Genomic DNA, 12,853 nt, shown 5'->3' with positions numbered 1-12,853 from the left:
AACAATCACCGGGATTGAGAAACACCTGTAACGTCATACCTCGGCCAGCCGGTAAACCGCCGGGCGCAACGGAACCAATGCATCCGTAATGCCATTGAGACTCTCTGAATGGCCAACAAACAGCAGCCCGCCTGGCTGTAACGCCTGAAGTAAATGATTGATGATGGTTTTCTTACTGGCCGCATCGAAGTAAATCAGCACGTTACGCAGAAAAATCAGGTCGTATTTCTTTTTGCGCGTAACAGGTTCCATCAGATTGTGGGTATGCAAACTCAGACGCTGACGCAAGCCGGGTTCAACCAATAGGTAACCATCAAATTGCCCCAGACCTTTGAGGCAGTATTTACGCAGGAGTGCTGAGGGAACTTCACGCGCTCTGGATAATGGATACAAGCCCTGTTCAGCAGTTGATAGCATTCGGTTCGACAAGTCGCTGGCATCAACCTGCCATGGCTTATCGCCGAGATGTTCAGCCAAGGTCATCGCAATGCTGTAGGGTTCCTCACCCGATGAACAGGCCGCGCTCCAGATCTGCGGCACATGCCCTGGCCAGCCTTGTTGTAACAAGTCCTTCAGTAAATCAAAATGCTGCTGTTCGCGAAAAAAATACGTTTCATTTGTTGTCAGCAAATCAACCGTCAATTGCCGCTCCAGCTCGTTGCCACGTGCAGTGATGAATTGCAGATAAGCGCCATAGCTATCCAACTGCAGTGCTTTTAGCCGTGGAGCCAACCGGCCACAAACCAGGCTCCGTTTATTTATGCCAAGTCGGATCCCCGACTCGGCGTAAAATAACTGGCTGATCGCAGCAAAATCATTGTCACTGATAGCCTGTAAACTCATCAGGAGGCTCCTGCTTAAAACCGGCCAAAACTGGCAGGATCTAAAGTTGCAGGCCCACCACTAAGCCGTGTAACATTCGAAGTTGTACCTATTTTATTCAATACCGGCCTAGACAGGGGACTTACACTTTGGCCTTCGCTGTGATCAAGCTGGAAAAAGCTGACCAATTGCATCAACATCTCTGCTTGTCCCGACATCTCTTCTGCTGTTGCTGCGAGCTCTTCAGATGCCGACGCATTCTGCTGCGTCGCCTGCGTGACTTGCATCATAGATTCATTGATTTGACCAACACCGACAGATTGCTCGTCAGAGGCCGCCGCGATTTCCTGCACTAACTCGGAGGTTCTTCCTATGGCAGGGACAATCTCTTTCAGGAGATCGCCAGCTCTTTCGGCTTTTTGTACCGAGCCACTGGCCAGTTCAGAAATTTCCTGCGCAGCCACTTGCGACCGCTCAGCCAATTTCCGCACTTCGGCTGCAACGACCGCAAAGCCTTTGCCGTGTTCGCCGGCTCTGGCCGCTTCAATAGCGGCATTGAGCGCCAGTAAATTCGTCTGATAAGCAATGTCATCGACGATGCCTATTTTTGAGGCGATTTGTTTCATCGCCAGCACAGTGTCAACTACAGCCCGGCCGCCCTCTACCGCTTCCCCAGCAGCTTTTGACGCCATGCCGTCGGTGATCTTGGCATTCTCTGCATTTTGCGAAATCGACGCGTTCATCTGTTCTACTGCCGCAGAGGTTTCCTCAACTGAAGCGGCCTGCTCACTGGCCCCCTGCGCCAAGGATTGAGCAGTTGAAGAGACTTCTGTGGAAGCCTGAGCTAGGGCTTCAGAATTAGACCTGACATCGGCAATGATGCGGCGCAGACTTTCAACAGTGCCATTGACACTGTCTTTGAGACTGGCATAAACGCCTTGATAGTCGCCCTCAACAAGGACTGTAAGTTTACCTTGTTGCAAACCCGTCATGACCGAAGCCGTTTCCATAATTGGTTTTTCAGTAAATGCTAACACTTCGTTAAAGCTATTAATCATGTCGCGGAATGTGTCAGCAAAACCGCTGCCATCGACTCGATATTGCAACTCACCGTTTTTCGCACTTTGTACGACAGCGGCCAGCAATCCTGCTAATCGGAGCAAGTTCTCTTTGGTGGCGTCAGCGGCATTAGAAATCGCCGCCTTTTCATTGGGTAAGCGCGCCATATCAGCGTTGAAATCACCTATGCCGTAGGCGGTCGTTACTTTGACATAATCTTTCATTAGACCGACATGAGAATTGACTAGGCGGTTAATTTGCCCACAGACCGCACTGAATGAACCTGGGAATTCGCGTTCATTGAGCTGAAAGCTACTGAAGCCGTCGTCATGTTTCGACGTCATTTCAGCAATAGCCGTCGCCAGCTGATTCATCAAATCAGTCAGCGACTGAGAACAGGAAGCCAGCTCCCCCATCAGGCCCTCGGCTCGGACCTGCGGTCGCACCGATAAATCGCCTTTACTGACACCGCGGATCACAGCCAGATTGTCGCGTAGCACGGTATCGAGTTGTCCGAGCAACTCGTTTGACAGCTGCGCAATATCACGAGCAATACCATCGAGTAAATCAATATTGATCAGTTGAGTGAAATCGCCGCGTGCTGCCGCGGTAAAACTCTGACCAAACTGTGCGGCCAGCGTTTTCTCCCGCTGCAGCTCTGCAGTCAGGTCCTGCCACTCCAGCACCGTGCCTATCTGCTGACCTTGCGCCATAAGCGTGTTTTGACTGAGCCGGAAGCTACGCTCACCCAATTTCAACACCACCACTGACATGCCACGGGTTCCTGGATTAAAAAACATGTCAATAGAATCACCCACCAGACGTGGTAATGAGAACGATGGAATATGAGTGCGGATCTCTGGCTCAGCCTGCTGCAGCAAACGCTGTAATGCCGGATTCAGGTAAGTAATAATGCCTTGCTGGTCGGCCAGCATGACGCAGGTGTTTAGGTACTCAAGCGCTGTCGTCGGCAATGAGCGCCGCTGCAACTCAAGCAGTAGTAAATCTACTTCAGCTGCCAATAGTTGATAGTCGGCGTCGAAAGACTCCGGCGATAATGCTTCGTAGCGCTGACTTTGCCTTTGCAGTTGCAGTGTCTGTGTTAAACGGCTGCTTTGCTTATCAGAAAAAAACCGTAAAATTCCCATAGTTTCACCTCAGATGGTCGTTGTTGTGCACTGACGCTCTGCCGCCTGCACATGGATCTGCACCAGACGCGGTATGTCGAGGATCAATGCGATATCACCGGATCCCAGGATGCTGGAACCGCTAATGCCTTGTAAAAACTGAAATAATTTGCCTAATGGTTTAATCACTGTCTGAAACTCGCCAAGCAGCTGGTCTACCACTAATCCAGCACTTTGCTTGCCATAACGAACCACCACGATGCTGCGACGGTCACCGTTGGATTCATTCAGCCCAAACAGCTGATTCAGGTAGATAAAGGGCAGAACTTCGCCACGCAAATTGAGATAGCTTGCGGCGGCGTCAAGCGCCATCGCAGCTGGCAATTCAATACACTCGTTGACCATATCCAGCGGGATCACAAAACGCGATTGACCGACCCGAACCATAAAGCCGTCAATAATGGCCAGCGTCAGCGGTAAGCGCAGCTGAAACTGCGTACCGTAGCCGGGTTCTGAGCTGATATCGACAGTGCCACGCAGTGCTTCAATATTGCGCCGCACAACATCCATACCGACACCCCGGCCGGACAAATTGCTCACCGCATCGGCTGTGGAAAATCCGGGTTCAAAAATCAGTTCATCGATTTGGCGCAGCGTCAGTTCAGCATTAGCGCTTATCAGGCCCTGGCTCAGTGCTTTCTGCCGCACTTTTTCGCGATTAATACCGCGGCCGTCATCCCGAATTTCGATCACGATACTGCCGCAGTCGTGATAAGCGCGCAGCAGTAAACTGCCATGCGCACTTTTACCTGCTTTGATACGCTCTGCCGCGCTTTCCAGTCCGTGGTCCAGAGCGTTGCGCACAAGGTGCATTAGAGGATCACTAATCCTTTCTACCATGGATTTATCCAGTTCGGCTTCGGCACCTTCAATGACCAAATGCACATCTTTACCAAGGTCAGCCGCGATATCATGTACCACGCGCTGAAAGCGGTTAAATGTCTCACCGATTTGCACCATCCGTAGCTGCAGTGCACTACCCTGAATGTCGTCAACCAGCTGTTGCACTTGTTGCACGCGTTCAGTCAAATCGCTGTTGTTAAACTGTCGACTATGCTCATGCAAAGTCGCGGTCGCTATCAGCAATTCCCCTAACTGATTGACCAAAGTATCTAGCTTAAAGGCCGGCAAGCGCATCATTCGCTGATCAGCCTGGCGCTGGACTGTTTTGACTTCCGGCCTAGGTTCGTTGCGGTTGCAAGCCGCCAGCGGGCCAGCCTGCAGCGGCCTGTCAGGTCTGGCCATAAGCCCTGCGACCTGCCAGCGTTGTTGCAGACGCTGCGTCAACTCTGGATTCTGTAGGCTATCGAGAAACGTCTGCTTGTCGCTGTCAGAACCCGGCATATTGAACAAAGCACAAAGACTGTCCTGACGAATGAACTCCAGAGCGTCGTATAGAACCTGTTCATCGATGTCGTGCAGTATTAAATCCAGCATCAGCATGCAGGTTTCTGCCTGTGCTGGCGCCATTTGGCTCAACGGCTGTACTTGATCGGCATACCAGAAATCATCACAGACTGCCGCCTGCTGGCGTAGATAACGCACCAATGCCAGAGGATCTAACCCATCGGTAAAACAACTGGCAGATAACTTCATAAACAGATGCCACTGCCGGCGATCTGTTTTTGCAAGCGCCAGTGCCGGAGCCGCTTGTTCTTTGACAGTAGTAGATTCAGAAGACTGCAACCAGGGTTTGAGCTCGGCAAGCAAGGCATCACCAGCCTCTATCAACGCAACAGGAGGCTCAACCGCCGTCTCTGCACAGTCCAGCAAAGCTGAAACATGGTCGTTGCAACGTAATAGAAGTTGCGAAAGTGGTTTGGAAACGTGCAACTGCGCACTGCGTATTTGTTCAAAGGCAGTTTCAACCAGATGGGTAAAGCTTACAACTGCATCCAGTCCAACTACGCCTGCTGAGCCTTTGATAGTATGAGCTGCGCGGAACATCGCATTGATGTCTTCAGTACTGACACTGTCCGGCGCTTTTTCCAGCGCCAATACGCCACGCTCCAGCTGCTCCAGCAATTCACGGGCTTCTGTCAGGAATACCCCAACTAGTTCAGTCAGATTGAGCATGCATGCCTCCCAGACTATAACCCTGAGCACTCAGCTGGTCTGCTAACCAGGCAGCAATAAGATGACTGTCAGAGCCTGCTCTGACTGTGAGCTCTGGATTAGGCAGCCCTTTGAGTAAACTCAACACCAGTTGATAACCGGCAGCATCCAGCTCCTGCAAGTCGGACAAGTCTAATTCTAGTTTCTCTGGTTGCCGGACAGATATCGCCTGCCAGTCACTAGCGTATTGCTGCACTTCATACACGGTCAGACTAGACGGAAACTTCAGTATCTCAGCACGCATAAAACCCCCTCAGGCCAACAGCCTAGACACTGTCATCAACAATTGTTCAGCTTTAAAAGGTTTCACCATCCAGGCTCGGGCTCCATGCGCTTTGCCCTGCGCCATAAAATTTTCACCAGACTCGGTGGTTAACATAACAAAAGGAGTAAAACGGTATGCTGGTTCGCCTTTGACCCGCTGTAACAACGTCAGACCGTCCATGTTTGGCATATTCAAATCACTGATAATCAAATGGACTTTTTTCCCATCCAGATGTTTAAGCGCTTCCAATCCATCACAGGCATCAAGCACTTCATAACCTTGGCCTGCAAGTGTCATGCGAGCCACTTGGCGGATGGAAGCGGAATCATCGACCACTAAAATTGTTTTTGACATCTTGCTGTCCTCAGAAAAAAGTAATGTCTTGCTGGCTGTGTTCAGATCTTTCGCCTGGCACTGCCGCCTGATGCAATTCACGTTCGTCTTGCATGGTGTATGACTGATACAAATTAATACCGAGTTGTTCGAGGTCATCGCGCTGTATCACTGCACTATCAGCGCGTAGGTTTTGCAGCTGCTGCATGGCACTGATCACGTGAGTTAAACGCTGACTGACGCGATCCTGAAATTGAAAATTCCGCACGGCGTCTTCCAGTTTGTGCTGTACCTGCAGCTGAGTCTGTTCTAACTGGCCGATAGTGCCGCAAAGCTCTCTGGTCATCAGACTAAAACCGCTCAGGACAGTGCCAATCTGACGGTTGGCATCTGCCATCAGTTGTTCATCCATTTCACCGCTGCACTGCAATTGACTGGAACTGCCGTCGATCGCCTGCATTAATGTCTGCATCCGGCTAATTATGTCGTTGGCAGCCTGTGAAGTCGTATCTGACAATTCACGGACCCGTTCGGCCACCACCGAAAATCCTCGACCGGCTTCACCAGCCCGCGCAGCTTCGATGGATGCATTTAGAGACAACAAAGTGATTTCTTTTGAAATGCGCTGAATAATTTCAGTCTGGTTTTTCAATGCGCCAGCAGCTTGGGCAACTTGTTGATTAGATTCTAAAAGTAGTGATTTTCGCTGCAGCGCCTGCTGTAACATTTGCAGCACCTGCGCAAGCGACATTTCGCTGGTCGCAGCAAAGCTGTCCTGCCCTGGTTCGAATCGCTGCGCGGCACTTTGTGCAAGTTGCATGCTCTGGCCAAGGGAGACGTAAAGCAGATTAAAATCTTCGACCAGCTGATTAACCGACTGGTCACCTAATTTTTGGCCGAAGCCGAGCTGAGTGATCAGCGTTGCCAGTAACTGTGTTTCGGCGACAACTGATTCATGGTCCGCTACTGCCTGTTGCTCGCTTGTGTGCAACGCGGATTGCCATTGTGCATTCTGCAGCAGCTGTTGCTGTAAATGATGGGAAGTCAGCTTTTGCAGGCGCAAACAGCATGCAAGAGCGACGACTGTCATGAGCCAGACCCAATGGAAAAGCGCGAGCGCAAGACTTAAAACCAGCAAAGTCATAACCAATCGCTGCGCTGTCTGATCACAATAGGCAGCCAAAGCTGTTGGCCGGTTTGTTTGCGCTTGCCACCACTGTTGCATGCCGACGCTTAACATCATGCCACCTGCGCTGTTGTTGACTTTTCCTGGCTCAGAGCCATCAGGCCGGCCATCTCATCAACAGACAACACCCGCTCAAGAGCCAGTATCATCACAAGACGATCCTGGATACGCGCCATCTGCCGAATGAAGTCAGTGCGGATTCGACTGCCAAAATTCGGAGCCGCTGCCAGATCTTTGGCAGAAAGTTCAAGCACTTCATTTACTGCATCAACTACGACGCCCAGTTCAATCTTGCCGTCTTCGGTTTCAAGCTCGACAATCACAACACAGGTGCGTCGACCAGCTGTCAGCTGCTCACCATAAAGCCGCGCGGCTAAGTCAATCACCGGTACAACAGCACCGCGCAGGTTAATTACCCCCCGCACAAAAATAGGCATCATGGGAATTTTAGTAATATTGCCAAATTCGATAATTTCTTTAATCGCCAGAATACATAACGCATAACATTCACCACCAGAATTAAAGGTTAGGTACTGACCTACACTAGTCACACTTTCATGCGTGCTGGGAACGCGATTTAAACCATGCTCACTTTCTTGCATACGTCGCACCTGTCTCATTTGTCTCTTGGAGTTAGCTTAGAACGGCCTTGAGCAAACTGTCAAATATGACGTTTATATTATTTTTACCAAATTAACCCGATTAAAAAGCCGCCACTTCTGGTAAATTTGCCAAATCATTGATAAATTTAAGAAGTGATACTGCAGAACCGGAGAGAAATGGTGGAAGATGAAATTGTGACGCAACGTGCGGATGCATATTGCAGCACGACAGAAGCCGCAAAACTGCTTGGTGTATCAGTCGGCACAGTGCAGCAAATGGTCGAGGCAGGCAAACTCAGTGCATGGAAAACCAGCGGTGGTCACCGGCGTATTCTGCTGCAGTCTTTGCAGCAGCACCGCCAACCACTACCACTCATACAGCCCCCAGCAAAAACAGGCTTGGTCTCGCAGCTTGAAGTGATGATCGTTGAAGACGATGATTTTATGCGGGGCTGTTACGAACGAGAGCTAGCCAAAATGCAGTTGCCACTGCAGCTTGAACTCTATGACAACGGTCTGGAGGCTATGCTGCGGTTAGGTGCAGGCTTTCCTCATCTGTTAATTTTGGATCTTGAGATTCCCTTTATAGACGGCTTTGAAATGCTAAAACGCATCAAGGCTCACCGAGCCCAGGATATGCGGCATATTATTGTTGTCAGTGGCTTGGAACAGGAGCAACTAGACTTGCAGCAAGAGATACTGCAGGATGTGACCTTTTTGAAAAAGCCGCTGGATACCGCTGTACTCAAAGGCTATTTACTGGCACTGCAACAAATTTATTTGTGATATTAGGCAGCACCGGCTGAACGGCGGAATAAATTACTGACTTGCAGGGCATGATGCTGGCAGCTAATCCAGCACGCGTTTAACGCATCCAAATCGCTGCCACTGCGCGCAACTTGCTCCAACAGCACCAGAGCGTCTGAAAAATCATGCAGACCGACAAATGCTGTCGACGACTTCAGTTTGTGCGCCAAGGCGGCGACTAGTCCAAATTGCTGGTTTGCCATAGCGTCCGTCATAGCTGGCATCGTTTGGTGATAAGCCGATGCGTAATCCGCTAGGACTTCTTCGACTGCATCTTCGCCTACCGTTTTTGCAAGTAAGATGCGATCAAAATCGAGCACTGAGGTGCGGTCTACCGGCTCTTCCGGCTGTGAGTCAGACGCTGAAGCAGGCGATGCCGGCAGCCATTGTTGTAGCGCTTGCTGCAATGCTGAGATGGGTAAAGGTTTGGTCAGACACCCATTCATCCCAGCCTCGAGACACCGCTGTTGTTCTTCAGGCCGAACATTGGCTGTCAGCGCCAGCACAGGAGTCGGTTGACGCTGCTGCAGCTCCTCAATATCACGCCAGGCGCGACAAAACTCATAGCCATCCAGCAAAGGCATATGTAGGTCGGTCAGGATCAGATCGTATCGTTGCTGTTGAGCACTTTGTAAACCCTGCACGCCGTCCGCGGCCAGATCTGACTGATAGCCCAATTGCAACAACATCTGTCGGATCACTATCTGATTTGTACTGTTGTCTTCAAGCACCAGAATGCGTTGTGTTAATTGCGGAATCGCCGCAGGAAGCACTTCCACCGATGAGTCCGGCGACAGCTCGATGCCTAGCGCCAATTCAATGGCCTGATAAAGGACCTGTCGGCTTAGCACATTGGCATCCAGATAAACTTGTTTTTCCGCCAGTAATCTTGGGACTCGCCGCCTTCCACGGCCTAACATCACAATCCCGTCTTCCGGCTGTGCTTTGCGAATGCGGCCGGCTAAGTCGAGCCATAACATTGAGAGTGCATCAGTGGAAACGTCAATAAGCCAGACCCGGACTGAGCACTCTGTCAGTATTGCGGCATCAGGACCCGTGAGTATCTGCACCTCACAGCCGGTCGCCTGTAAATATCTTAACCAATCAGACGCCTGTGTTGATGTGGGTTCACTGATGATGACAACTACAGGCTTTATTCGCATGCCAGGCGTGTCGCCAGCAATCGATAGCGCCTGTAGCGGTAACATTACTTTGAATTCACTTCCTAATTCAAGCTGACTACTGACTTCAATCAGTCCGCCCATTAAATGCACCAGCTGCTGACTAATAGACAGACCAAGACCGGTACCACCAAAACGCCGGCTGGTTGAATCATCGGCCTGGATAAAAGGTTTAAACAAACGCTGCTGGCTAACTTCTGACATGCCGATACCGTTATCGCGTACCGAAAAACTCAGCAACACATCATGTTTGTCCTGATCTAATACCGTTAACGCCAGATGGACACGCCCCTGGCGACCAGTGCCACTGCTGAATTTGATCGCATTGCTGAGCAAATTTAGTAAGATTTGCCGCACTCGCCCACTATCCGCTAGCACATATGACGGTACTACAGGATCAATAAAATAACTCAAAAACACCTGTTGTCTGAAGGCCAGTTCATCCAATACTCCGACGATTTGGGCCAGAAGCGTTGTTACTTCACAAGGTTCTGGCACCACAGCTAATTTGCCGGCATCGAGCTTGGAGAAATCCAGAATATCGTCAATTACTGTTAATAATGCAGTGGCGGCATCTCGCATAATGCGGATATTGGTTCGCTGTTGCGGCTCAGTCAACCCTGCACTTAACACATCCAGCATGCCCAGCACACCGTTCATAGGTGTGCGGATTTCATGGCTCATGTTAGCTAAGAAACTGCTTTTAAAACGCGACGCCTGTTCGGCCTGCTCCCTTGCGATACGCATTTCCTCTTCTACTGCGATCTCCGCTGAGATATCTGACAAGTGGCCGTGCCATAACACATCACCGCAAGGGAGCAACTCTGGTTGGGCTTTGCCAAGATACCAGAGATAATCCCCATTACTGTCACGCAACCGAAAACGAGCCTGTAATACTGCCAGCGAGTTGGATGATTGGTCGAGCTGCTGGCTCAGAACGGGCAAGTCTTCCGGGTGTACTTTTTGCAATAACGGAGTGGCATCTTGGCGGAGCTGATGCAATGGCAGGGATAACAGTTTCTCGGCCTGGGGACTCAGATAGGGGAAACATCGGCTACCATCGACCCGTCGCAAGTACTGAAACACTACACCAGGCACACAGGCGGTTAGGGTTTCCAGCTGCAGTTGCGTTTGCATTCTTTCACTTACATCAAAAAACAACCCCAGCATTTTGTTCGGCTGACCAGCTTTGCATTGCAGTTTTCCCCGGCAGTGGACCCAAATCCAATAACCGCCTTGATGCCAGATACGGCCGACACAATCATACAACGAGGTCTCGCCGTGCAAATGCCGCTCAAAAGCGCTTCGGCATCGATCTGCATCATCCGGGTGCATTTGTTGAAATAACCATTGCTGGGTCAGAGGGACGTCGAGATCCTTTTTCAAACCAAACCATTGAAGGTCGTCAGTCCCCAGCTCCAGCTGACCTGTTTTCGTATCCAGTTGCCAACAAATTGCCTCGGCAGCACTAGTAGCCTGTTGCTGCAACAACGTCTCGGTGACTTGACAGGAAGTGACAGATTCCAACGATAAAAAATAATTAAGCAGCTGGCGCCAGGGGGCAAGCTGTTGAATTATCGTCTCGCAATTCGAGGTACCACACAGCAATAAATAACCGGCATTGCGTTCGCTGTGCACCGGCAACAGCAATGCTTGTCGTCCGTTCCAAGTCCGACTCACTGAAACTATCTGAAGCTGAGCGCCGGAAAGTCGCTCCGGAAATTGCAGGCCCGTGACTGCAACTTTGGCATAGTCCCGAGCAAATTCATCGTTAACATCTGGCACCATAATCCCTGCCAACCCGCTGTGTTCAGGCTGATAAATTGCCAGTGCATCGCACTGCAAAACAGACATCAAACGGCAGAGATGCAACGACAATAAACCACCATCACAGACACTTCTCTCAAAACACTGTGACAATTCAACCATCAACTGGCTAATGAGCAAATCTGCTTGCGGATCGGCTGCTTCGTCAGTCATAACATAGCCCTATCCTCGCCAGTCATATTAGCTGCGGCAGGACCTGCGATGGGTAAACAGACGACAAAACTCGCGCCCTCACCTGGTTTCGATTGCACCAGAATGTCGCCATGATGTTTTTTGACAATGCTGTAGGACAACGACAGGCCAAGCCCAGTGCCGCTTCCCACCGGCTTAGTGGTGAAAAAAGGTTCAAACAAACGACTCATATGTTCAGGCGCAATGCCAGGGCCCGAGTCACGAACTTCGATACAGACTGACTGGTCCTGCTGCCAGGCGCGCAGGTACAAATGACCTTTATGGTCCATGGCCTGCGCAGCATTGACCAGCAGGTTCAGTAACACCTGATTGATTTGATTCGGCTGGCAATAGACTTCAGGTAAGTCAGCGGCATAATCCCGATGAATTTCGACGTGATATTTCAACTGGTTGGCAGCGATTTTCAAGGTATTTTCCAGTCCGTCGACCAAATTAGCCGGTTGCCACTGGGCATTGTCGACATGAGAAAACGCTTTGAGATTTTTAACAATTTCTGCCACCCGATCGATCCCGTCGATGGATTCGCTTAATAATTCCGGCAAATCGGTGCGGACAAAATCAAACTGCAGACGCTGTTGGATATCACGCTGTAACGCTAAAAAAGTTTCATTCGCGGTTTTACTGACGATCTTTTCATAAAAGACTGTTAGCTTCAGCAGGCGCGTCGCATAGTCCTGTAAGGTCTGCAAATTGGAACTGATAAATCCAATCGGATTATTGATTTCATGCGCGACGCCGGCCGCCAGCTGGCCAATTGCAGCCATTTTCTCCGATTGCAGCAACTGACTTTGTGCCATCGACAGCTTTTCGTTCAGTACCTTCAGTTCAGCACTTTCTTGTTCAAGTCGTGCCGATAACTGTTGCTCTGCCTGAAAATAGCTCGCCAGCTCTGTGACGTCCTGTACCACCAGACAAACGGTTCGAACCGCGCTGTCATCGCATTCACCCGGCAGGAATTCGATATTCTGATACATCAGCGTTTCTTCACCGGTGATAGGCCGGCTTGACGAGAACGGGAACACATGCGGCTGATGTTCCCAATATGAGAAACTAGCATTATTGAGCACTAACACACTGTCGATTTTTTTCTTCAGATAACGCGCCTGTTGCGGGAATAGTTCCAGTAGATTTTTGCCTTGTACCTCTGCAAACGGCAAGCCGGTTCGGTCGCTGAAAAAATCATTCCAGTACAACACCTGATACGCAGCATCCAGCACACAAATTCCCAGCGGCAGCCGGTTGTTTAATTGTAAATGCAGATGCGACTGGTCCATGAC

The 12,853-nt window shown here is 50.3% G+C and carries 10 protein-coding genes; 1 reads left to right on the top strand and 9 read right to left on the bottom strand.

Annotation, left to right across the window (positions count from 1 at the left end; all coding sequences use genetic code 11):
• Positions 1 to 33: 33 nt before the first annotated feature.
• The 7 genes from ACFFJP_RS08480 to ACFFJP_RS08450 all read right to left on the bottom strand — a co-directional run bounded on the left by ACFFJP_RS08480 (position 34) and on the right by ACFFJP_RS08450 (position 7,569).
• Positions 34 to 843 (bottom strand): CheR family methyltransferase, encoded by an 810-nt coding sequence (locus tag ACFFJP_RS08480; protein WP_377242399.1) that lies wholly within the window; start codon positions 841 to 843, stop codon positions 34 to 36.
• A gap of 14 nt (positions 844 to 857) precedes the next feature.
• The gene (locus ACFFJP_RS08475; protein WP_377242397.1) at positions 858 to 3,029 is read right to left on the bottom strand and encodes a methyl-accepting chemotaxis protein; all 2,172 of its coding nucleotides are present in this window, start codon (positions 3,027 to 3,029) and stop codon (positions 858 to 860) included.
• Positions 3,030 to 3,038: 9 nt separating this feature from the next.
• Complete coding sequence (locus tag ACFFJP_RS08470) at positions 3,039 to 5,144, bottom strand: chemotaxis protein CheA (protein ID WP_377242395.1); 2,106 nt, start codon at positions 5,142 to 5,144, stop codon at positions 3,039 to 3,041.
• Positions 5,128 to 5,427, bottom strand: coding sequence for a hypothetical protein (locus ACFFJP_RS08465; RefSeq protein WP_377242393.1), 300 nt, complete (start codon positions 5,425 to 5,427; stop codon positions 5,128 to 5,130). The genes ACFFJP_RS08470 and ACFFJP_RS08465 overlap by 17 nt, the downstream gene beginning before the upstream one ends.
• A 9-nt stretch (positions 5,428 to 5,436) precedes the next feature.
• Positions 5,437 to 5,802 (bottom strand): response regulator, encoded by a 366-nt coding sequence (locus ACFFJP_RS08460; protein WP_377242391.1) that lies wholly within the window; start codon positions 5,800 to 5,802, stop codon positions 5,437 to 5,439.
• A gap of 10 nt (positions 5,803 to 5,812) precedes the next feature.
• Complete coding sequence (locus ACFFJP_RS08455) at positions 5,813 to 6,925, bottom strand: methyl-accepting chemotaxis protein (protein ID WP_377242388.1); 1,113 nt, start codon at positions 6,923 to 6,925, stop codon at positions 5,813 to 5,815.
• Between the two features lie 95 nt (positions 6,926 to 7,020).
• Positions 7,021 to 7,569, bottom strand: a complete 549-nt coding sequence (locus ACFFJP_RS08450; protein ID WP_377242386.1) for a chemotaxis protein CheW — start codon at positions 7,567 to 7,569, stop codon at positions 7,021 to 7,023.
• A gap of 177 nt (positions 7,570 to 7,746) precedes the next feature.
• Between ACFFJP_RS08450 and ACFFJP_RS08445 the strand changes: the two genes are divergently transcribed.
• Positions 7,747 to 8,355: a response regulator gene (locus tag ACFFJP_RS08445; RefSeq protein WP_377242384.1), complete on the top strand. Its 609-nt coding sequence runs from the start codon at positions 7,747 to 7,749 to the stop codon at positions 8,353 to 8,355.
• A 2-nt stretch (positions 8,356 to 8,357) separates the two neighbouring features.
• On the opposite strand, the gene ACFFJP_RS08440 is transcribed toward ACFFJP_RS08445, so the two are convergent.
• Both ACFFJP_RS08440 and ACFFJP_RS08435 read right to left on the bottom strand, forming a co-directional pair.
• Positions 8,358 to 11,537, bottom strand: a complete 3,180-nt coding sequence (locus ACFFJP_RS08440; RefSeq protein ID WP_377242382.1) for an ATP-binding protein — start codon at positions 11,535 to 11,537, stop codon at positions 8,358 to 8,360.
• Entirely contained in the window at positions 11,534 to 12,850 is a 1,317-nt protein-coding gene (locus ACFFJP_RS08435; protein ID WP_377242380.1) for an ATP-binding protein, read from the bottom strand. The genes ACFFJP_RS08440 and ACFFJP_RS08435 overlap by 4 nt, the downstream gene beginning before the upstream one ends.
• Positions 12,851 to 12,853 lie beyond the last annotated feature (3 nt).

Source organism: Rheinheimera tilapiae (genome assembly GCF_042432165.1).
Lineage (GTDB): Bacteria > Pseudomonadota > Gammaproteobacteria > Enterobacterales > Alteromonadaceae > Pararheinheimera > Pararheinheimera tilapiae.
The sequence above is the reverse complement of the archived record's forward strand: the minus strand, read 5'-3'. Positions and strand labels throughout refer to the sequence as shown.